Genomic DNA, 20,647 nt, shown 5'->3' on the forward strand with positions numbered 1-20,647 from the left:
ATCGCATATGCCGACGATGATTGAACCGGCGGTACCTTCCGGCTATAGGGTCAGCAAAATGCGATTTCTTATCCCGCTCAATTCGAGTTTGGGTGGCGCGCGGGTTAACCGATGATCTCGATGGAGCACCCGCTGCTATTGTCGAGTATTTCTACCCGAAGCGGCTCGGAACCATGGTCGCGCTTGAGTTCGACCGAGATTCTGCCATCGGCTACCGGCAGATCCGTTACGGTCAAATGGTTGATTCCTTCCGGCAGGAACGGATCCAACCGAATGGACCGGGCCAACGCGTCGGGCTGTAATCCGAGCATCGATTGAATCAATACGATGGAAGTTCCGGCGGCCCACGCTTGCGGAGAACACGCAACCGGGTAAGATACCGGGTAGCCTACGGATTCGTCATAACCGCAGTAAAGCTCCGGCAAGCGGTAATACTCGAAGTGTTCGGCGGCATTCAACATTCCGGAAACGACGGTCGCCGCTTCTTCCTTGAAGCCTAACCGGCTCATGCCGATCAACGTCATGGAGTTGTCGTGCGGCCAGACGCTTCCATCGTGATAACTCATAGGGTTGTAACCGGTGGAACCGGTGGACATCGTACGAATGCCGTAGCCTCCGAACATATCTTCCGCCACCAGTCTTTGCGCCACAAGCCGTGCTTTGTCCTCCGGGACAAGGTGGCTCATGAGCAAATGACCGGGATTGGAAGTGACGGATCGAACTTGATCTTTGTTAGCATCCAGCGCAATGGCATAGAACTTCTCTTCCGGCATCCAGAAGGCGCCATCGAAAGCTTGCTTGAGGCGTTCCGCTTCTTCTCTAAGTTGCTGCGCCATATCGTTGCGGCCCAACCGTTCGAGAATCGGAGCAAGCCGGAGCTTCGCTTGATACACGTATCCTTGTACTTCTACCAAGGCTATCGGCGCCGCGGCGAACTCTCCGCTCTCATGCACGACGGAATCGGCGGAATCTTTCCACCCTTGGTTGGCGATCCCTTTAGACGATTCTTGATAGTATTCTACCCAACCATCCTTGTCGCGATCGCCGTATCCCTTAATCCATTCCAAAGCTTTCTCAATATTGGGCAGAAGCTTGGCGATCGTATCGGTGTCTCCCGTCCAGTGAGCGTATTCCGCCGCCAACAAAATGAACAATGGCGTCGAATCGATGCTTCCGTAATAAGGGGCAAACGGAACCTGGCCGGAACGGGCTAATTCTCCGTTGCGCAGCTCGTGCATGATTTTGCCCGGTTGCTCGTCTTTCCAAGGATTGACGTCCGTTCCTTGGTAAGCGGCCATCATCTCGAGAGTGCCGCGGGCAACGTCCGGAATCAGCGGCAGCATCTGCAAGGCGGCGATCAAGCTATCCCTGCCGAACGGTACGGCATACCACGGCAGTCCCGCCACCGGGAACAGTCCATAGCCGAAATCCGTGAGCAGCACCCGCAAATCTTGAACCCCGCGATCGAACAATCCGTTTAACACCTTGGAATCACTTAGCACTTTCGTAGCGTTCTCGTTCCAGCTCTCATAGGTGCGCTGCAGTTCGGCAATCGCTTCTTCGCGCGGAATCACGACCGGATGTTTTCCTTCTAGCGAAGGAATGACCGTGAACGTAATCTTCTTCACTTCCGTCGGCTGCAAGCTTATCGCGAAGTTGACTTCCCCTTGTTCGCTCATGGAATCGGCTTCCGTATCCCATACGATGCGAGTGTCTCTTCGAATACCGTCAACGCCTTGATAAGCAGCATGCCATTCCTTCTTGTTCATGTTCCGTTCCGTCACTTTTCCGAGCTCTTCCGCAGGTTGAAACCCCCGGATGAGGAACATATCGCTGAAATCCGCGTCGAAAGCGGCGCCTACGTCGAAATTCAGTGCTTTAGTGGAGTAGTTGGTCATGGAGAGCGTTTCGTACAATACTTCTCCGTAGATAAAACGTTCCCGGATCAGTTCTACCGATTCCCTCCATAGCTTGACCTCTCCGTCCGTTTCATCATGCTCGTTCGTCAACCGTATGCGGGCAACGAAATTCTCATCGGCGGCGGAAGAGAGGAGCAAAGGGCGTTTACCGTTCAGAGTGATCTCCAGTTTGCTAAGAAAGCGGGTATCCTTCATATAAAGACCGCCCTCAGCGCTGTTTCCCCGGATATCGCCGTGATGATCCGTCATTAGAAAAACGTCGTTGTTTTTGATTACTCTGTAGTTCATATCGTTTTCCCCATCCTGTGACTGAATTTGTCTATTATCTGTTTCTTTTTGCGTTTTTATTTATCCGAAACGTTTCGGCATTCAACAAAATAAAAATCCGAAACGTTTCGGAAATTTTCAAAAGAAAAGCTCGCTGCTACTCTTGCAGACGACGCGTGCTTTCCCTGATGATCAATTGGTTGTTTAGAAGCAGCTTGCGGTTGTCCGTTCTGTTCTCAAGCATATCGATCAGCAATTGGGCAGCCTGATAACCAAGCTCGTATTTATCCTGCCTGATCGTAGTCAGCTTAGGAGAACAATAAGCGGAAATGGTAATATCGTCGAATCCGATGATCGAAACGTCGTCCGGCACTTTACGCCCCATACGCTCTAGCGTCCGCATCGCGCCTAGCGCCATTAGATCGCTGGCGCAAAAGACCGCCGTTACGCCGGGATTGCGTATCAAAATTTGATACATCGCTTCCGCTCCGCCGTCTTCGGAAAATTTTCCGTCGTAAACAAGCCCTTCATCCGCCGATTCCCCGTATTGCTCTAGCGCTTCTTTGTACCCTTCGAACCGTTCTTGGCTGACGAATGCCTGATTGTGGCCATTGATCATCGCGATATGCCGATGTCCGTTCTCCAATAGGTGCCGGACGGCCATCACCGCTCCTAGGCGGCTATCGGACGTAACGTGGGCAACGTTTTCTCCGGTTTTAGGAATATCGATCAGCACGCAAGGAAACGAATTCTGCTCTATGACCTCCTGCAAATAAGGGTCGTCAAGACGCAATCCCGATAGGATCGCTCCTTCTACGTTCCTTTCCTTGCAAAGCGCCGTATAGGACTTCTCCATCTGTTTGGACGGATTAGTGCTGAATAATAACAAATCGTAGTTTAAGTCTCCGGCGCGGTCGTTAATCCCGCAGAGGACTTCGTATGCAAACGCGTCTTTCGCGCCGGCACGGTTGATATCGGAAATAATAAGGCCGATCGTGCGCGTTTTCTTGGATACCAAACTCCTAGCCACGGCATTCGGACTGTAGGATAACTCCAACGCGACCTGTTTGATTTTCTTACGAGTATCCTCGTTAACATCATCGTAACCGTTGAGTGCTCTGGAAACCGTGGTGACGGATACACCCGCTTTTTTAGCAATATCTTTAATGGTAGCCATCTGCAGACACCTTTCCAAAACGTTTCGGGTTCATTATAAAGCAGAGAGCGATCATATTGCAAGCGCATTTTTATGCGCCTTTTCGAACCTGCGTCATTTCAAAATACGAAAAACAATAAAAACGCCTGTCGTCCTTAGTTACCCCATAGCGGATTGGATATATAGGGGAATCACATTAGGAATAACTTAGCATTCAACGTTCACTACTTACGTTTCAGCCTAACGGAACCAGCGGCCGCTATTCTGCTCAAAAAGGCACTTTTCAAATTCTAACGGAGCTGTGCGCTCTTATTTATGTGTTTTCCAGCGAAAAGATGGCTGTTGAACATACATAGCGGCGTGCAGTTCAGTTACAATTTCAGAACACTCATTTTCGACGAAATAGCGGCGCTGGCCGCCGTTAGAATAATAACAATCGATTGTTGCAGGCTGCAAAAGACCAGTTAACCACAGTTATTAATCGATGTCGGGTGAACGTTCAAATCGAAGATGCTTCAACTATGAATTCTGTGAAACATATAAATTCTGAATGGCCAAGCATAAATGGCTATCGCCATCCTAGGAATGTCGGGTGAACGGAAATGCGCAAAAAAGCCCTTCCGGCAGAAGGGCTTCAACAAAAACTTGTCCCGCAAAATAAATCAGGTCGCTTTGAAATGGTTGTATGAACCGTCATCCGTTGAGAAGCCCGCCTCTTGCTCATCCGTTGCGGAGCTTGCCACCTGATAGCCCTCTTCCCAATCCTCGTTGACGGTATGCGCCGGGATCGGAATGGCGTCCATGCCGTAGGCTTGGTCGGTCACGTCGACGACTTCAGCCGGCGCATGCTCCATCAATTGCCCCGCATAACATTGCACGATCTCGAGCGCGGAAGTTAAATCCTCGTCCTGAACATGAATATGCAGCCGCCCTTCCTCATGAAGCTGCGGTTCATACCCCAATTCCATTAGCGTATCTCCAGCCAATCTCGCCTGATTCTCATCCGGAAACTGGAACATCAGGGCGGCATGTTTCATCGAACTCATCCTCTCCAAGTACGATCAACGCATCCAATCCCGCATAGGTTTTCCAATAGGGCCTCCGGATTATTCCGATTTGCGGCGATAGATGTTAACGGACGTAAATATGTCGTTAATGAACTTAAGCCAGAAGTAACCCGCTATGGGCGCAATCGCGAGGGCTAGCCATGCGATTCCTCCATAGTTAAGCCCTATTCTCCCTGCGACTATAAGAGCCCATAGAGTCATTGAAGGAACTGCGCCCCTTACTCTTGCCTGGCTTGAAGCTTGATCAAGCATCTCGGGGCGCCATTTGAACAATGCGATATAGGGCTCGGTCAACCAGCGAGACCATTGCCTGTGCAGCATGCTAAGCAGGAGCATCGGCAATACCAACCAGACTACGATTGCCAATAGAACCGGCGGCAAGCTTATCGCGGCGACCCCCGCGCCCGTGAAATAGAGAAGCGGCGTTAACAAATCCGTTCGCCGTAAAGCCGACTTAAACCAACTATCGAGCAGCCTATGCGTGTCATCCTTATGCTTCACTAGCGGTTGTGACCGGCTGAACAGCATCGGCTTTCGCAACATCGGGACGGGTTTCTTGTCCATCGTCTCCTTAAGGATCCATTTCACGTTAGCGATATAGATGGCATGTTCTACGGCTACTTCATGCAGGAAAGTCCCCTGCATCCGCAGACGCAAGCGTATTTGCCAGCCTACGATTCCCGCTGCTAACACTGAAGCTAGCCCAAGTACGACTAAGTTCTCTTTTCCCAATAACGCGATCCAAACAAAAACGAAAAGAAAAACGAGAATACTCGCCGTCAAGACGAGCGTTCTTCTCCAGCCTTTCCACGATTGCGTCAGTCGGTCTTTCCACAACACCCACGCGAAACCGGTAATCGATGCATAGACGACCAGTATAATTAAGAAGTTGCCCTTCAGCTCGAATACTTGCAACAAGAGCGGCGAGCCAATGGCGATAAAGCAGGAAGAAATCAATAAACGAGTTGCTAAACCGTATATAAATCCGCTAACTAGCTTGCCTTGAACCCATTTTGCTCTGCGATGAAGAAACAACCCGTCTCCCGGCTCCGCGAAAGTTCTGTACTTTCCGATTAATTGCAAGAACGCAAGGATAACGATAAACAAGGCCGCTAAACTTCCATCCAGTTGTTTCGGAGGATCTCGCAACAGATCCCGATACATGCCTACGAAAATGAATAGTCCGGGAAGCAGCACATAGAGCCAGGTTGCCCAGTCCATTACCGTCCGCCATGCTCTCCAGATGGCTAGCCAGTGAGCCGACATTCGTTCCATGAATAAGGGAACAGGATCGTATCGTTGTGGATCGAACGCATCCGCGCGCGTCAGTTGATTCATAATCGTGCCTCATCGTAATAGGTAAGCTTGTGAAAACAATCGAACAATCTCGCTTCCGGTCCGCATTCCGATTGCGCTCTAATATCCTCGAGCGTGCCGGAGGCCGCTACTCCCCCATCGTGAACAAGAACGAATCGATCGCACAATCGTTCAGCCGAATCAAGCACGTGCGTCGTTAGCAAAACCGCGGCTCCGCGACTTCTCTCCTCATCCAACGCGTCCAGTAATTCCATCACGGCACCGGGATCCAATCCGATGAACGGCTCGTCCACCAAGTAAAGCTCCGGTTGCAGCAAGAAACCGATAATGAGCATTGTTTTCTGCTGCATTCCTTTGGAAAATCGGAAGGGATACTCATGCTTGTAGGCATGCAGCCTGAATCTTCGCAACAGCTTGTCCGCCCTTTCGCGGAAAAGCTGTTCCGGTATACTCCCTGCCGCCGCGACGAGAACGAGATGTTCCCACAGCGTCAATCGTTCGTATAGGATCGGATGCTCGGGAATATAAGCGATTCGCGCAGACGTATCGCCTTCGACGGAGTTTCTTTCTTCCTCACCGTTCCAAGCGATTTTCCCTTTCCAGTGAGGGAGTTGGCCAAGCAACCCTTTCATAAGAGTACTCTTGCCGGCACCGTTCGGCCCTAACAGACCGACTCTCTCTCCAGTATTTACCGTTAAGATGACTTCCCTGACGATCGGATTTCCGGGTTCATAACCGGCTTCTTCTATATCCGCTTGAAATAACGGCGCTTTCCCGGAACCCGCAGTAAAAGTATCCAATCTATCGTCCCCCTCGCTTGACTACCCCTAATACGAATATTTTAACTTGATGGTTCCACATAGTGGAAATTAGGTCCGTTTATGCTGAAAAGTTGAAAAAGCCTCCTTCCCGGTTACCGGCCGGGAAATGCGGAGGCTTCGCGGAAAAGGGAGGCACCCCTGATCCTAAAATCATTTTATCCGATAAATCTACTTTCGGAAAGCGTGCAAGGAATGGTTAATCTCCTTCGTGGATCCATACACCTGCTGATAGATGCGGAATAGCTGCTCGTACCGCTCGCTAGCCGCTTCGTTCGGCCGGTAAGTGCGCGCATGCTTCACGAAGATTTCCCCGCACTCGTCCAACGTCGGGAACCAACCGCTTCCGACTGCCGCGAGCATGGCCGCCCCGAGTCCGGGTCCCTGTTCGTTCTCAAGGGACACGACGTTCGCGCGGAATATATCGGCTTGCATCTGCAGCCATAACGGATTTTTCGCGCCGCCGCCGATCGAGACGATGGTGTCTACGGTTTTGCCTGCCGCGCGGAACATATCGATGGATTCGTTCAAAGAAAACGTAATCCCCTCCATTACCGCACGCGCGAAGTGCGCCCGCGTATGGCTTCCGTCGATCCCGATAAAACTGCCGCGAATTTTCGCGTCGGCGTGCGGAGTACGCTCTCCCACGATGTAAGGCATAAATAGAAGACCTTCCGAGCCCGCCGGAATGTCGCCTACGCCCTCAAGCAGAGCATCGAACGATTCTCCTTTGCCGAACGCGTTGCGGAACCAGCTTAACGAATATCCCGCGGCAAGAGTGACTCCCATCGCGTAGAACGCGTTTTCCTTGCCGTGATTGAAGAAGTGCACCTTGCCTTGATAATCGGCGGAAGCATCGGCTTCATAAGTAAGAATAACGCCGGATGTTCCGATACTGCACAACGTAAGTCCGGGGGACAGAATGCCCGCGCCGATCGCGCCGCATGCATTGTCCGCTCCGCCCGCGAACACCTTAGTCTCGCTAGATAAACCTGTCGCGCGGGAAGCTTCCGCCGAGATGTTGCCCACGTATGCTCCCGCTTCTACGAGAGGAGGACAGAAAACGGAAGGAATGCCGAATGCCGTCAGTACTTCCGCGCTCCAATGTTTGCCCGCAACGTCGAGCATTAAGGTTCCCGCGGCATCCGAAAGGTCCATATGGGAGGAACCCGTCAGGCGTAAACGGAGATAGTCTTTCGGCAGCAAAAATTGAGTCGCGCGCTGGTATACGTCCGGTTCGTTCTGTTTCACCCATAGAATTTTAGGCAATGTAAAACCTTCTAGCGCGGGATTGCGGGTAACCGACAGAAGCTTATCCCCGAGCTTGCTTTCGATTTCCCGGCACTGATCGGTCGTGCGCGTGTCATTCCACAGAATCGCCTTGCGGACGGGTTCGTTATTCTCGTCGAGGAGGACTAAGCCGTGCATTTGCCCGGAAAAGCTGATTCCCTCGATATCGGCAGCATTTACTTTCGAACTCGCAAGCAAATCTTGAAGCGAACCCGTCGTGCCGGTTACCCAATCCTCGGGATCCTGCTCGCTCCAACCGGACTTCTCATGATATAAAGGATATTCCCGGGTCGCCTCCGCTTTCACCGATCCGTCTTGTCCGATAAGCAGCGTCTTCACCGCGCTCGTTCCCAAATCCACGCCAATGACATATTTCATGGGGGTTCCTCCTCATATGAAAATCCGCCCCGCCGGTTCCTTCCGGGGGGCGGAATGGCTATGCCTCTAAAGCCGTATTATCCGAGTCGTCTTATTATACGCTGAAAATAACATCGTTCAACGTCGCTTTGATTTGTTCCAAACGACCGGATTCGTTGCGGATAGGCTGAGCTTGGAGAACATAAGCTTCCAGCGATTTCAACGTCGCTCTGCCGGAAACGATCTCGGCGCCGATGCCTTCTTTAAAGCTCCGGTAACGGTTGTCGACGATATCGTCAAGCACGCGCTCTTCGATCAGCTTCGCGGCTGCTTTCAAGCCGCGGGCATACGTGTCCATTCCGGCGATGTGGGAGAAGAACAAATCCTCGTCCTCGAAGGAAGAACGACGTACCTTCGCATCGAAGTTTACTCCGCCGCGACCGATTCCGCCCTCGTTCTTAAGAATTTCGAACATCGCAAGCGTCGTTGCAACGAGATCCGTCGGGAACTCGTCCGTATCCCATCCGAGCAGCATATCGCCTTGGTTGGCGTCGATGGAACCCAGCATGCCGTTAATGCGCGCCGTACGCAGCTCATGCTCGAACGTATGACCGGCAAGCGTGGCGTGGTTCGCTTCGATGTTAAGCTTGAACTTATCCTTCAAGCCGTAGCTTTGCAAGAATGCGATTGCCGTAGCGGAATCGAAATCGTATTGGTGTTTGGAAGGCTCTTTCGGTTTAGGCTCGATCAGGAATTGCGCGTCGAAGCCGATTTCTTGAGCGTAATCGACCGCCATGTGCAAGAACCGTCCCAGGTTGTCGAGTTCCAGCTTCAAGTCCGTGTTCAGCAGCGATTCGTATCCTTCGCGACCGCCCCAGAATACATAGTTCTCGGCGCCTAGCTCTTTACCGACTTCTAGTCCCTTCTTCAGCGTTGCTGCGGCATATGCGAATACTTCGGCATTGCTCGTCGTGCTGGCGCCATGAACGTAACGCGGATTCGTGAACAAGTTAACCGTGTTCCAGAGCAGCTTCTTGCCCGTCGATTTCTGATAATCCTTCAACATAGCCACGATAATGTCGAGATTCTTGTTCGTCTCGGCCAACGTAGCGCCTTCCGGAGCGATATCCGCATCATGGAACGCGTAAAAGGGAACGTTTAATTTCTCGAGAAGCTCGAAGTTAGCTTCTACGCGAGCTTTCGCTTTATCCAGCGGGGACAAAGAGTCCCAACTGCGAACCGCCGTGCCTGCGCCGAACGGATCCGATCCGTTCGCGTTGAATGTATGCCAGTATGCGACCGCGAAGCGGAGGTGCTCCTCCATCGTTTTGCCGAATACGATTTCCTGCGAGTTGTAGTGCTTAAACGCGAAAGGATTTTTAGAATCGCGTCCTTCGTATTGAATCTTAGGAACATTGATAAACTTGCTCATTAGAATTAGCCTCCCTGTAAGCGATATCAATTATTTAACTGACAACAGCATATCATGCCTGAACTTAGTTTGTCTATCCAATAAACTAAGTTTATTAAACCTTTTTGTGTTATGATATATACAAATCGTCAGCAGCTTATTAATAAGGAGTCGCTTCGAGAATATGTCGACACCCACAGGAGATCAAGCTCTAATCAAACGAATTAACACGGCTATCGTGTTGGAATATATTTTGCGGGGGGCGCCGCTTTCCCGTGCGCAAATCTCCGAACAATCGGGGCTGAACAAGGCGACCGTTTCCAGTCTCGTCCAAGATCTGATCGACGGCTCGTTGGTCAAAGAGATTGGCACGGGACAATCCAGCGGCGGACGCAAGCCCGTTATGCTGGAATTCATCGCGACGTCGGGCTATGCGATCGGCGTCGATCTAGGCGTTAACTATATCCGCGGAGTGTTAACGGACTTGCGGGGGAACCTCGTTGCGGAGCGTACCTCCTCCCTTCGTCATCCGGAGCCGGAGGTCGCCGTGGAACAACTGTGCGGTTGCATTGAGACGCTTATGGGAGAAGCGCCGGCTAGTTCGTACGGCATTATCGGCATCGGAGTCGGAGTCCCGGGACTCGTCGACGATAAGGGGACGATCCTGTTCGCCCCTAACCTCAAATGGCGTGACGTTCCGCTGCAACGCTTGTTGACCGAACGTTTTGCCCTGCCGGTCACCATTGACAACGAGGCAAACATGGGCGCGCTCGGGGAACAGAAATACGGAGCCGGCCGCAGCATCAACAACTTGATCTACGTCAGCGTCGGGATCGGCATCGGTACAGGTCTAATTCTGCAGAAGTCTCTTTACAAGGGCGCATCCGGCTTTTCCGGCGAAATGGGCCATCTATCCGTCGAAGCGCACGGCAAAAACTGCACGTGCGGGAACCGCGGCTGCTGGGAAATGTACGCCTCCGAGCAAGCGTTGCTCGAGCAGGCTGCCGACCTCGGCTTCGAGGACTTGGAGGCGTTGCTGTCCGCTGCCTCGGCGGGACGGCAAGACGTGCTCGACCTCTTCTCGGGGATCGGCGAATACTTGGGCATCGGCATCGCGAACATCGTCAACGTGTTTAATCCCGATGCCGTCGTCATCGGCAACCGAATGAGCCAAGCCCGCCCATGGTTGGAGGGTATCCTGCGCCAAACGGTCGTTCAGCGCGCGCTTGGGTTTCATTTGCGCAAGGTGCAGCTTCTGTTCGCCGAGCTGGGCGAACGCTCCTCAATGATGGGAGCCGCAGAAGTCGCCATCGCCGGCTTCTTCACCCGGGTCAAGGCGACTTAAGATCGGCTGCGTGAGTGCTTCTAGCGCGGAGTATTAGCCCGACCGGGTCGGGTTATTTCCGCTCGCGGGCTTGTTTTCGCTCTTTTAGCCCGGCTAGGTCGGGTTATTTCCGCTCGCGGGATTGTTTTCGCTCTTTTAGCCCGACTGGGTCGGGTTATTTCCGCTCGCGTTCCTGTTTTCGCTCTTTTAGCCCGACTGGGTCGGGTTATTTTCGCTCGCGGGCTTGTTTTCGCTCTTTTAGCCCGGCTAGGCCGGGTTAATTTCGCTCGCGTGCCTGTTTTCGCTCTTTTAGCCCGGCTAGGCCGGGTTAATTTCACTCGCGTGCCTGTTTTCGCTCTTTTAGCCCGACCGGGTCGGGTTATTTCCACTCGCGTTCCTGTTTTCGCTCTTTTAGCCCGGCTAGGCCGGGTTATTTTCGCTCGCGTGCCTGTTTTCTCTCATTTAGCCCGGCTAGGCCGGGTTATTTTCGCTCGCGTGCCTGTTTTCTCTCATTTAGCCCGGCTAGGCCGGGTTATTTTCGCTCGCGTGCCTGTTTTCGCTCTTTTAGCCCGGCTAGGCCGGGTTATTTTCGCTCGCGGAGCTGTTTCCGCAAATTCACTCCGTAAACCCGATTTCTAGCTCTTCAGCCTTTATCTCATTAGTTATTTATGCTATAAATTGTTATATAGTTATATACGAATTCACTTCTAAATACTGGCTATTATTCCGCATGGAGAGAGAGGTCGGAACGATGAACGATAAGTTAGCTGAAATGGCGGAACTGCTGAAATTACTGGGCGATCGGACGAGATTGGCTATACTGGGTCTGCTGCAGGAACGAGATTTGTGCGTCGGAGATATCGTTGAACTGTTAGGTACGAGTCAGCCGAACGCTAGTCAACATCTGCGTAAACTAAGGAGCGCCGGACTAGTTAGAGAAAACAAACGCGGGCAATGGGTATTCTACTCGTTGAATTTGAACGACTTTCCCGATCTCCGCATCTTCCTATCACAGCTACCCGGCCGCAAAGAGCGCCTTCGTTCGCTATCGAGTTTGACCGGCCGTAACTAACTCCTCCCAAAGCGCCTCCCTGCTCGATTTAAAGCGGCGTAGCCGCTCTATTTCCTCCCACGGTGGCTCCCTACTCGATTTAAAGCGGCGTAGCCGCTCTATTTCCTCCCACGGTGCCTCCCTGCTCGATTTAAAGCGGCGTAGCCGCTCTATTTCCTCCCACGGTGCCTCCCTGCTCGATTTAAAGCGGCGAAGCCGCTCTATTTCCGCCCAAAGCGCCTCCCTGCTCGATTTAAAGCGGCGTATCCGCTCTATTTCCGCCCAAAGTGCCTCCCTGCTCGATTTAAAGCGGCGTATCCGCTCTATTTCCGCCCAAAGTACCTCCCTGCTCGATTTCGCCCATTTTCATTCGTGGCGGCGATGGTCACATCATGAAGGTTACTTTCCGGCACAAGGGCTTCATCTATGCTAGGATTCAGCACTGTAGTGTTACTTTTCGGCACTATTGCCTCATCTTTGCCCGGTTGGCTCTGTAGCTTTACTTTCCGGCACTATTGCTCCATTTCTGCTCAGAGTCGATGCTATTCAAGGTACCATTAAGGCCTCCGTCGCGATTTGGCTTAAATCCAAGGTGGCGGCTTGGGCTTGATTTTCGGCAACTACGCCGGAATAGGACTTATACGCGAACCATAGGAATGCTGCTCCATTGCTCCCCGTACCTCTTGTTCCTTTTCCGCCGACCTCACTTCCAGTTCCATTCCCATCCCCATCCTCAGCTAATCTCTCGCTCCCCCTACCTCCTGCTCCCGCCCCTGTTCCCGTCCCTGTTCCCATCCCTTTTCCGCCGACCTCACTTCGGGCTCCTTCCCCATCCCCAGCTAATCTCTCGCTCACCCAACCTTTATCCAATCGATACCGGGTAACGTTGCCGCTCGCTTTATCAAGGGCGACCAGCACGTTCGAATAAGGATAAGGCACCATCGAATAAGTACCCGCGCTCCCCTCGACGCTAAAATATACGTTCCCGCCATACTCCGCCAGTTTACCGAATCTAGCTTCCTCTTGGGTAAAAATCGGCTGCCCCGTTCCCCTTTGCAGATCGATTTCGTATATGCTGCAGCCGTGCACCAAATACGCCAACCCCTGCTTGGCATCATAGGCATAGCTACCCTCCCCATCAGCCCAAACGTTACAGACGCCCGGAGCCTCGTAAAATGAGATCGTCTCCTTCCATTGCCCATTGTTAGCGAACCGAACCATTCGATTCTCCAACAACACGAAGATGTCCTTGCCATAAGGTAAAATTTTGGAAATCGTCCTCCCATTCTCGGGATACCCGATAAAATGCCGCAAAAGCTTCGTTCGATTCCCCTGCTTAGATACCATGAACACGTTACCGTTAAACGCGGCTATCCACTCATTGCCCGTAACGGTATCTTCATAATAGCTAGCAGCATCGACCTCGGTCCCCTCCCCGGATCTCTTTCCACCGTCAATCGTAGGTACAGGCGACTGTAAAACAATATTCAGTTTCTCCAGCCCCACCGTAGTCGAGCCCTTCAAGCTTTCTATCTTTAATTTACCGTCTTCATCCGCGTGTAAACGGGTAGGCATTGGCATCTCCAATACTCCGTCGATTTCAAACTTATCCGTCAACCGAATAACCCGATCCGCGAAAGTATCCGCTATATACCAACTCCCATCCGCACGGATGTAATCCTGTGCCGTATAACCGTTCGCCCCTTCCCCGATCGTTAGCTGCAGCGTAACAGGCAATTCACCGACCAATTTGAATCCATCGCCGTCGAGACGATATAATTGCTTTTCCTTCAGAACGTACCATACCCCGTCAATCGAACGGATTTGCAATTGAGCCCAATAGTCGGGATCGCAATTGAACACGCAATTTTCCCCAGAGCTGTCCGCGGTAGTCATAGCCTTCTGTACCTCTTCCGGTACATTGGTTTCTCCCCAAGCGATATCCAGTATTTTCTGCGGCAGCTTTTCTTTAATCGTTGGCCTGCTCTCCAAGCTTTCATCCTCGAATTCGGCTAAGCTCACCGACTGTCCGAGCCACATCTGGTTCAATTCTCCTGAACTGAAGAGCAGATCAAATACCGATAACGAGCGGCTCATCCCGGTCGAATCCCGGAAAGTCAGCAATCCTCCCTCCTCCCGAACAAGCGGCAATTCGGAGTTAAAATGACGCCTTACGATAGCCGATTCATAACGTACCCCGGTCATGACGTAACGTATGGTATCTATTGTTCCCTCGCTTTCTCTATAGAAACTACGAAAATCCACCATCCGCCAATTCTCGTCAAGTAACTCTTCATCCGCTTCCAGCACGGAAACCGAACCATTGAACGGAAAAGAAAGCATTCGTTGCCCGACCTTGTCACCGTTGTGATCGTTGTCACCGCTGTTCAACAAAACGAACGGGTGGCGCTGGCCCAGCACATCCGTTTTCCAGACCAGACGCTCCGCCCGGTAACCTGGATATCTCATGTAACCTTGATTATCGCTCCCCCACGTCGCTACGATGATCGTACCTCTCTCATCCTCCAATGATCGAAGCGTTTCGCCGGATCCGTCTTGAGCGGACGTCACTTTCCGAAAGGCGAGCGGCTTCCCTGCCGCGCTAGGTCTTTGTTCGATAAAACGATCATAAGCCGCCTCTCCCCCCTTCCCCGTCTCCATGTTTATTGGGAGGAGCTCATTATAACCTGGCCGATATACGTATTCCCGGTAACGCTTAACATCGTCCGCTATCGCGAGCACGAATAACTCGGGATTGTCCGCAATCGATACCGACAATACGCTCTCCGGATCCTGAAAAGCATTCTCAACTTCAATTACCGTTGGTTTCGTCTCCTCCTGCATTCGAAGCGCATACCATTTTCCGCGCAAATAACTTTCCGGATTGTCCGGCTTTAACGTAACTCCGATCAGCAGATTGTCTCCATTCACCCAGTAGAAGGCCTGTTGTCCCGATAACTTAATAAGCGGAGCGCCCTCTTCCCCCTCGACAGTTTCGAAGAAGATCGAGCCCTGCCGCACAAACACGACCTGCTTGTTTTGCTCATTCCTATATAAAATCAACGGCGTGTCCGCATTCGTTTCGAACGATGGGCTTGCCATTCTCCATTGGCTGATCTCCGCCCAACGATCCGGCACCGATTGGAGCACATCTGTCGGATCCGCTACCGCAGCAACACTCGGTTCCTTTTCTTCTTTTTCATATCGAATGACAACAGCCAGCACTAGAATTACGACTATAGCCAACGCAATCGCACCCTGTAACATTCTGCGTCTTTTCTTCATCCGCACACCCCTTTTACCTATTAGACGAATTTCATCCCATAAAGTTTCCTAGATAATTCCAAATGAAGCCCGGTCGATACTTATCGATCAATTCTGTTATCATAGAAAATATATCGATTCTGAATCGTGAACAAATATGCAATCCAAAGGCAGGATCACGCAATGAGCTTTCAATTAACGAAACGGGTCATCAAATTGTTGTGCGGACCGTTTTCCTATGAAAGAGGAGAAATCGACTATCGGGCCGGCAAAGTGACGATCACGGATTTCGACTCGGATCGTTCAACTTATCGTGCCACGGTTCAAGGAAACAACGAATATGGGATCAAAATCTTCATCGACGACAATGGGGACGTAGACGCTCAATGCAACTGTCCGGTGTTCGATATTTCTCCCAAATACTGCAAACATATCGCCGCGGCCCTATTGAATATTCACGATATCCAGAACGCGGGCAAATCTCCGGATCGTTCTTATTCTTCGCGGCTTCAGTCGGACGGCAGCAATGCGGAAGCAACCCAAACTGGGTTTCTGACCCCGAGGTTTGCAACGACTAGGGCGCAATCGGCTCTAGGATTAACCGGCGAGAAAATCGAGCTAGCCACGGGAATGCTAGGTCTTTTCGGTAATAGACCGACCCGTTTAAGCCGGGCTAAACACCTATACGACGCCAGGGAAATTGTGGACGTGGAATTCACGATCAGCCCTTTTCCCTACGGTTACCGGAAATATATGTTCGGCGTCGAGCTCAAGGTCGGCCATAAGCGACTATACGTCGTAAAGAAAATCAGAGAATGGCTAGACCGAATCGATAGAAGAGAGCGGTACGAATTCTCGAAGCACTTCGCTTACGATCCGGCACTGCATAGCTTCTCGTCCGACAATGACGCCATTATCGCGCAACTCATCGAAATCTATCGCAGCGAGAAAATGTACCGGGAAACGTCCAGCATCTATTCCGCGCATGCCAATCACATGAGCGGCGATCGGATGTTGCTGATCCCGCCTGCCTCGTGGGATGCGCTTGTCCCTCGACTTGCTCAAGCTCCTAACGTCAAAATGGAGCAGGATAACGTAACCTATGAGGGCGTACACGTTTCCGATGAACCCGTACCACTCCAATTCGACTTTGACCGAGATCAGACGGACGCCGATAATGGCTCCTATCGATTGGAAGTGAGAGGGATGGATCGGATTACCGTTATGGACGCTTACGGGCTCGTCCTCTCCGAAGGAAAGCTGATCAAGCTGAAGGACGAGCAGTGCGCGCGACTTTCCGAGCTGAAGCAGATGCTGGATGCCTCGCGCCAAAGCCGAGTACCGATACAGCCGGAACAAATGGAGCCTTTTATGGAGCAAGTGATTCCGGGTCTCATGAAGCTGGGCAGCGTTCGCATATCGCAGGACGTATCCGAGCGCCTCGTACGTTCGCCGTTAAAAGCGAAGCTTTACTTAGACCGCGTTAGAGATCGGCTACTGGCAGGGCTGGAATTCCACTATGGCGATATTCTGATTAATCCGCTGGAAGGGAGTGCGCATAGACGGGGAACCGACCGTATTCTCATGAGGGACGGAGAGCAGGAAGGGCAAATCCTTGATCTCATGGAGCAAAGCCGATTTTCGAAAACCGAGAGCGGATATCTCATGGACGACGAGGACGATGAATACGAATTCCTATATCGCATTATTCCGCAGTTGGAGAAACTGCTTCAGGTATACGCCACTTCGGCGGTGAAAGCCCGGCTCTTCGTCGGTCATGCTCCTCCGAAAATCAAGGTCGACGTTGACGAGCGGACCGATTGGCTGGATTGTAAATTCGAGTTGGAAGGGGTCCCCGAAACGGAAATCCGCCATCTTCTGAAATCTATCGAGGAAAAACGCAAGTATTATAAACTGCCTAACGGTGCGTTGATGCCCCTCGAAAGCGTCGATTTCCAGCAAATCAATCGGTTTATGAACGAGATCGGCCTCCCTAAAGGAGGTTTGCGGGGATCCGAATTCCGTCTCCCCATCGTTCGCGGCCTGCACTTGATGGATGCCGACAAACAAGGAAATGCCATTATGATTGGCAAATCGTTCCGTAAGCTGCTTGATAATATGCGAAATCCGGACAACTTGGATTTTCCTGTACCGGCTAACTTGGATTCCGTTCTGCGAGATTATCAGAAATACGGCTATCAATGGCTGAGGACGCTAGCCCATTATCGGTTCGGAGGAATATTGGCAGACGATATGGGTTTAGGTAAGACGCTCCAAAGCATCGCTTACCTCGTCTCCATGTTGCCCGAAATCCGAAACGAACAGCGCCCGGCGATTATCGTTTGTCCCGCGTCCCTCATGTACAATTGGCACAACGAGCTGTCGAAATTCGCTCCGGAAATCCGCACAATGATCGCCGATGGCAGCAGGGAAGATCGAAGCCGCGCGCTTCGGCAATTATCCGACACGGACGTCGTCATCACTTCGTATCCGTTACTGCGTCGGGATGTCGAGTCGTATGCCGAGCCTTCCTTTCATACGCTTATCCTGGACGAGGCCCAAGCTTTCAAGAACCATGCCACCCAGACGGCGCAGGCCGTGAAGGAAATCCAAGCGCGATTCCGTTTCGCTCTCACCGGGACGCCCGTGGAGAACACGATCGAGGAGTTGTGGTCGATCTACGACGCGGTCTTTCCCGAGCTGTTCCAGGATCGCAGAACCTTTAACGAGTTGACCAGGGAAACCGTCGCGAAACGTATTCGCCCTTTCCTGTTGAGGAGATTGAAGACGGACGTCTTGAAGGAGCTTCCGGAAAAAATAGAGTCCATACAATCTTCCGAGCTGCTACCGGAACAGAAGAAGCTTTACATGGCCTATCTAGCCAAACTGCAGAAGGAAACGTTAAAGCACTTGAACGAAGAAGGCTTTCAGAAGAGCCGCATTAAAATATTGGCCGGTTTAACCCGGCTTCGTCAGCTCTGCTGTCATCCAGCGCTGTTCGTCGATGATTACGAGGGCGGTTCCGCGAAATTCGAGCAGTTGATGGAGATCGTGGAGGAATGCCGAAGCTCCGGCAAGAGAATGCTCGTATTCTCTCAATTCACGGAAATGCTGGGGCTGATCCGACGCGAGCTTGGTTATCAAGGCGTACCGCTCTTTTATTTGGACGGTCATACCCCGTCATCCGAACGGGTCGAGCTATGCAACAGATTTAACGACGGCGAACGGGATTTGTTTCTCATCTCCTTGAAGGCCGGCGGCACGGGACTCAACCTGACCGGTGCGGATACCGTCATCCTGTACGATCTATGGTGGAACCCCGCCGTTGAACAACAGGCGGCCGACCGCGCCCACCGGATGGGTCAGAAAAACGTCGTACAAGTGTTGAGACTGATTACGCAAGGCACGGTCGAACAGAAAATGTACGCCCTGCAGCAACGCAAGAAAAACTTGATCGACGAAGTGATCCAACCGGGGCAAGAGGCTTTGTCTACCTTGACCGAGGATGAAATCCGCGAGATTCTAATGCTTCAATAACGCCACGAATGCCATGAGCCGCGCGAACCGCCCGCGCTCATGGCTTTTTTGTATAGATTGTTTCTATTCATGTCGCACAATGAGATAAGCATGCAAACAATTTCCGCCTCAAGCAGTTGATTAAGAAAGATAATTTGATAAAATAATTACACAACGAAATATATTTATAATTTATTATTTCCTTTTGTAAAAACCCAACCAACATTCAATATCCCACTCAGAAGAAGTATAGATAGGAGCGGTGCACCGTGCACGAAGTAGATGACATAGACCGTCAAATTATCAAAGCTTTAAACGCCAACGGACGAATCTCCTACACGGATTTGGCCAAGGATATCGGTCTCTCCCGCGTAGCGATCCAAGCGCGAATCAATTCCCTCATGGAAGAAGGCGTGATCGAACGATTTACCGCGGTCATTAACCCCGAGAAACTCGGCATTACCGTGTCCGCGTTCTTTAATGTGGAAGTAGAGCCCAAATACCTGAGAGAAGTTGCGGATACGCTTGCCGACGAGCCTGCGGTGACCAGCCTCTATCACATGACCGGTCCGAGCAAGTTGCATATGCACGGCTTGTTTACGAACAATAAAGAGATGGAAACTTTCCTGAACGACAAGCTTTATAAGCTCCAAGGCGTCGTAAGCGTCGACTCTCAGGTTCTCATCACCCGATATAAAAGCCGTATGGGAATGAGGTTATAATATGAGCGCCCCAAAGCCGAACGATAGACAATACGCGCAACTCGCATGGGCAATGAGCAAGACGGGCATTCTCGGATACGGCGGCGGTCCATCCGTCATCCCGCTGATCCGATACGAGGCCGTCACCCGTTACCGGTGGATGGACGACGTCGAATTCGGTGAGATTCTGGCCATCGCCAATGCGCTGCCCGGTCCGATCGCCACGAAGATGGCGGCTTATCTCGGTTATCGACAGAAAGGCATTCTAGGCTCGATTGTCGCCGTGCTTGCGCATATTTTGCCTTCCGCCGTTGCTATGATCTTCTTGCTCGCCTTCGTGGAGTACTTAAGCAACTCGGCCGTCGTACAGGGGATGATCGTCGCCGTCATGCCCGTTATCTCCGTTATGCTCGGCGTGATGGCTTACGAATTCGCCAAGAGAGCTTATAAGGGGCTCGGCAAAGTCATGGTCGTCGTGTTCTGCGGAATATCGTTCGTCCTTCTTCAGCTCGTGCCCATTCATCCGGCAATCGTCATTACGTTGTTCTTAGCCTATGGAACCGTCCATTACCGACTCGTCGACCGCCTCAAATCGAAAATCAACAAACCCGAAGGGGATGCCTCATGAATGACATCATCGACTTGATCCTCGGTTTCTTCCTCTCGAACGCTCTCGGATATGGCGGAGGCCCTGCTTCGATTCCGCTCATGTATCAAGAGATCGTCACCCATTATCAATGGACTTCGGACCATCAATTCTCCAATATCCTTGCCTTGGGCAACACGCTTCCCGGACCGATCGCCACTAAAATCGCCGCATTCGTAGGTTACGATGTAGCGGGTATCCTGGGAGTAATCGTTGCGTTAGCGGCTACGATAGTCCCTTCCGCCGTCGCTCTTATCGTGTTGCTCAGAATCATGCAACGTTACCGTCAGTCCTCCGTCGTAAAAGGAATGACGTTGCTCGTGCAGCCGGTGATCGCTATTCTAATGCTCGTTCTGACCTGGCAAATGGGCAAGACGTCCGTCGATTCCCTTGGCCTATGGCAAGCGATTATCATTGCGGCCATCGCGTTGTGGGCAATGGAGAAACGCAAAATCCATCCCGCTTTCGTTATCCTGTGCGCCTTCATCTACGGCGGTCTTGTCGTTCCCTATATCTAATCCGTCATGCAACAAAACAAAGGAG

The 20,647-nt window shown here is 51.7% G+C and carries 14 protein-coding genes; 6 read left to right on the forward strand and 8 right to left on the reverse strand.

Annotation, left to right across the window (positions count from 1 at the left end):
• Positions 1-104: 104 nt before the first annotated feature.
• The 7 genes from HH215_RS17630 to xylA form a co-directional block, all read right to left on the reverse strand.
• A complete protein-coding gene (locus HH215_RS17630) occupies positions 105-2,207 on the reverse strand; it encodes an amylo-alpha-1,6-glucosidase (RefSeq protein WP_169281106.1) in 2,103 nt (700 codons plus the stop codon).
• A gap of 136 nt (positions 2,208-2,343) precedes the next feature.
• Positions 2,344-3,363 carry a LacI family DNA-binding transcriptional regulator gene (locus HH215_RS17635; protein WP_169281107.1) on the reverse strand — a complete coding sequence of 340 codons (1,020 nt, stop codon included), beginning with the start codon at positions 3,361-3,363 and terminating at the stop codon, positions 2,344-2,346.
• A 641-nt stretch (positions 3,364-4,004) separates the two neighbouring features.
• Entirely contained in the window at positions 4,005-4,379 is a 375-nt protein-coding gene (locus HH215_RS17640) for a hypothetical protein (protein WP_169281108.1), read from the reverse strand.
• A 69-nt stretch (positions 4,380-4,448) separates the two neighbouring features.
• The gene (locus HH215_RS17645) at positions 4,449-5,747 is read right to left on the reverse strand and encodes an ABC transporter permease (protein ID WP_169281109.1); all 1,299 of its coding nucleotides are present in this window, start codon (positions 5,745-5,747) and stop codon (positions 4,449-4,451) included.
• The gene (locus HH215_RS17650; protein WP_169281110.1) at positions 5,744-6,526 is read right to left on the reverse strand and encodes an ABC transporter ATP-binding protein; all 783 of its coding nucleotides are present in this window, start codon (positions 6,524-6,526) and stop codon (positions 5,744-5,746) included. Before HH215_RS17650 ends, HH215_RS17645 begins: the two co-directional genes overlap by 4 nt.
• 189 nt (positions 6,527-6,715) lie before the next feature.
• On the reverse strand, positions 6,716-8,212 hold the full coding sequence (xylB, locus tag HH215_RS17655) for a xylulokinase (protein ID WP_169281111.1): 1,497 nt from the start codon (positions 8,210-8,212) through the stop codon (positions 6,716-6,718).
• 94 nt (positions 8,213-8,306) lie between these two features.
• Positions 8,307-9,623, reverse strand: a complete 1,317-nt coding sequence (xylA, locus tag HH215_RS17660; RefSeq protein WP_169281112.1) for a xylose isomerase — start codon at positions 9,621-9,623, stop codon at positions 8,307-8,309.
• A gap of 163 nt (positions 9,624-9,786) precedes the next feature.
• Here xylA and HH215_RS17665 point away from each other — a divergent pair, with 163 nt between their 5' ends.
• Positions 9,787-10,947 (forward strand): ROK family transcriptional regulator, encoded by a 1,161-nt coding sequence (locus HH215_RS17665; protein ID WP_169281113.1) that lies wholly within the window; start codon positions 9,787-9,789, stop codon positions 10,945-10,947.
• Between the two features lie 730 nt (positions 10,948-11,677).
• Positions 11,678-11,998: an ArsR/SmtB family transcription factor gene (locus HH215_RS17670; RefSeq protein WP_254450521.1), complete on the forward strand. Its 321-nt coding sequence runs from the start codon at positions 11,678-11,680 to the stop codon at positions 11,996-11,998.
• Between the two features lie 525 nt (positions 11,999-12,523).
• Here HH215_RS17670 and HH215_RS17675 read toward each other — a convergent pair.
• The gene (locus HH215_RS17675) at positions 12,524-15,262 is read right to left on the reverse strand and encodes a hypothetical protein (protein ID WP_169281115.1); all 2,739 of its coding nucleotides are present in this window, start codon (positions 15,260-15,262) and stop codon (positions 12,524-12,526) included.
• 162 nt (positions 15,263-15,424) lie between these two features.
• Between HH215_RS17675 and HH215_RS17680 the strand changes: the two genes are divergently transcribed.
• The 4 genes from HH215_RS17680 to chrA all read left to right on the forward strand — a co-directional run bounded on the left by HH215_RS17680 (position 15,425) and on the right by chrA (position 20,622).
• Entirely contained in the window at positions 15,425-18,778 is a 3,354-nt protein-coding gene (locus HH215_RS17680) for a DEAD/DEAH box helicase (RefSeq protein ID WP_169281116.1), read from the forward strand.
• A gap of 248 nt (positions 18,779-19,026) precedes the next feature.
• Complete coding sequence (gene chrS / locus HH215_RS17685) at positions 19,027-19,479, forward strand: chromate efflux transcriptional regulator ChrS (RefSeq protein WP_169281117.1); 453 nt, start codon at positions 19,027-19,029, stop codon at positions 19,477-19,479.
• 1 nt (position 19,480) lies between these two features.
• Positions 19,481-20,086: a chromate efflux transporter ChrB gene (gene chrB, locus HH215_RS17690; protein WP_169281118.1), complete on the forward strand. Its 606-nt coding sequence runs from the start codon at positions 19,481-19,483 to the stop codon at positions 20,084-20,086.
• Positions 20,083-20,622 (forward strand): chromate efflux transporter ChrA, encoded by a 540-nt coding sequence (gene chrA / locus HH215_RS17695; RefSeq protein ID WP_169281119.1) that lies wholly within the window; start codon positions 20,083-20,085, stop codon positions 20,620-20,622. The genes chrB and chrA overlap by 4 nt, the downstream gene beginning before the upstream one ends.
• The last annotated feature ends 25 nt before the right edge of the window (positions 20,623-20,647 follow it).

The sequence above is a fragment of the Cohnella herbarum genome (genome assembly GCF_012849095.1).
GTDB classification, from domain to species: domain Bacteria; phylum Bacillota; class Bacilli; order Paenibacillales; family Paenibacillaceae; genus Cohnella; species Cohnella herbarum.

What these genes read in the sequence shown, in the direction of transcription:
- xylB (WP_169281111.1), bottom strand. Translation starts at nt 8,212, where the DNA reads ATGAAATATGTCATTGGCGTGGATTTGGGAACGAGCGCGGTGAAGACG.
- chrB (WP_169281118.1), top strand. Translation starts at nt 19,481, where the DNA reads ATGAGCGCCCCAAAGCCGAACGATAGACAATACGCGCAACTCGCATGG.
- chrA (WP_169281119.1), top strand. Translation starts at nt 20,083, where the DNA reads ATGAATGACATCATCGACTTGATCCTCGGTTTCTTCCTCTCGAACGCT.
- HH215_RS17675 (WP_169281115.1), bottom strand. Translation starts at nt 15,262, where the DNA reads ATGAAGAAAAGACGCAGAATGTTACAGGGTGCGATTGCGTTGGCTATA.
- HH215_RS17640 (WP_169281108.1), bottom strand. Translation starts at nt 4,379, where the DNA reads ATGAAACATGCCGCCCTGATGTTCCAGTTTCCGGATGAGAATCAGGCG.
- xylA (WP_169281112.1), bottom strand. Translation starts at nt 9,623, where the DNA reads ATGAGCAAGTTTATCAATGTTCCTAAGATTCAATACGAAGGACGCGAT.
- HH215_RS17665 (WP_169281113.1), top strand. Translation starts at nt 9,787, where the DNA reads ATGTCGACACCCACAGGAGATCAAGCTCTAATCAAACGAATTAACACG.
- HH215_RS17670 (WP_254450521.1), top strand. Translation starts at nt 11,678, where the DNA reads ATGAACGATAAGTTAGCTGAAATGGCGGAACTGCTGAAATTACTGGGC.
- HH215_RS17635 (WP_169281107.1), bottom strand. Translation starts at nt 3,363, where the DNA reads ATGGCTACCATTAAAGATATTGCTAAAAAAGCGGGTGTATCCGTCACC.
- HH215_RS17645 (WP_169281109.1), bottom strand. Translation starts at nt 5,747, where the DNA reads ATGAATCAACTGACGCGCGCGGATGCGTTCGATCCACAACGATACGAT.
- HH215_RS17630 (WP_169281106.1), bottom strand. Translation starts at nt 2,207, where the DNA reads ATGAACTACAGAGTAATCAAAAACAACGACGTTTTTCTAATGACGGAT.
- HH215_RS17680 (WP_169281116.1), top strand. Translation starts at nt 15,425, where the DNA reads ATGAGCTTTCAATTAACGAAACGGGTCATCAAATTGTTGTGCGGACCG.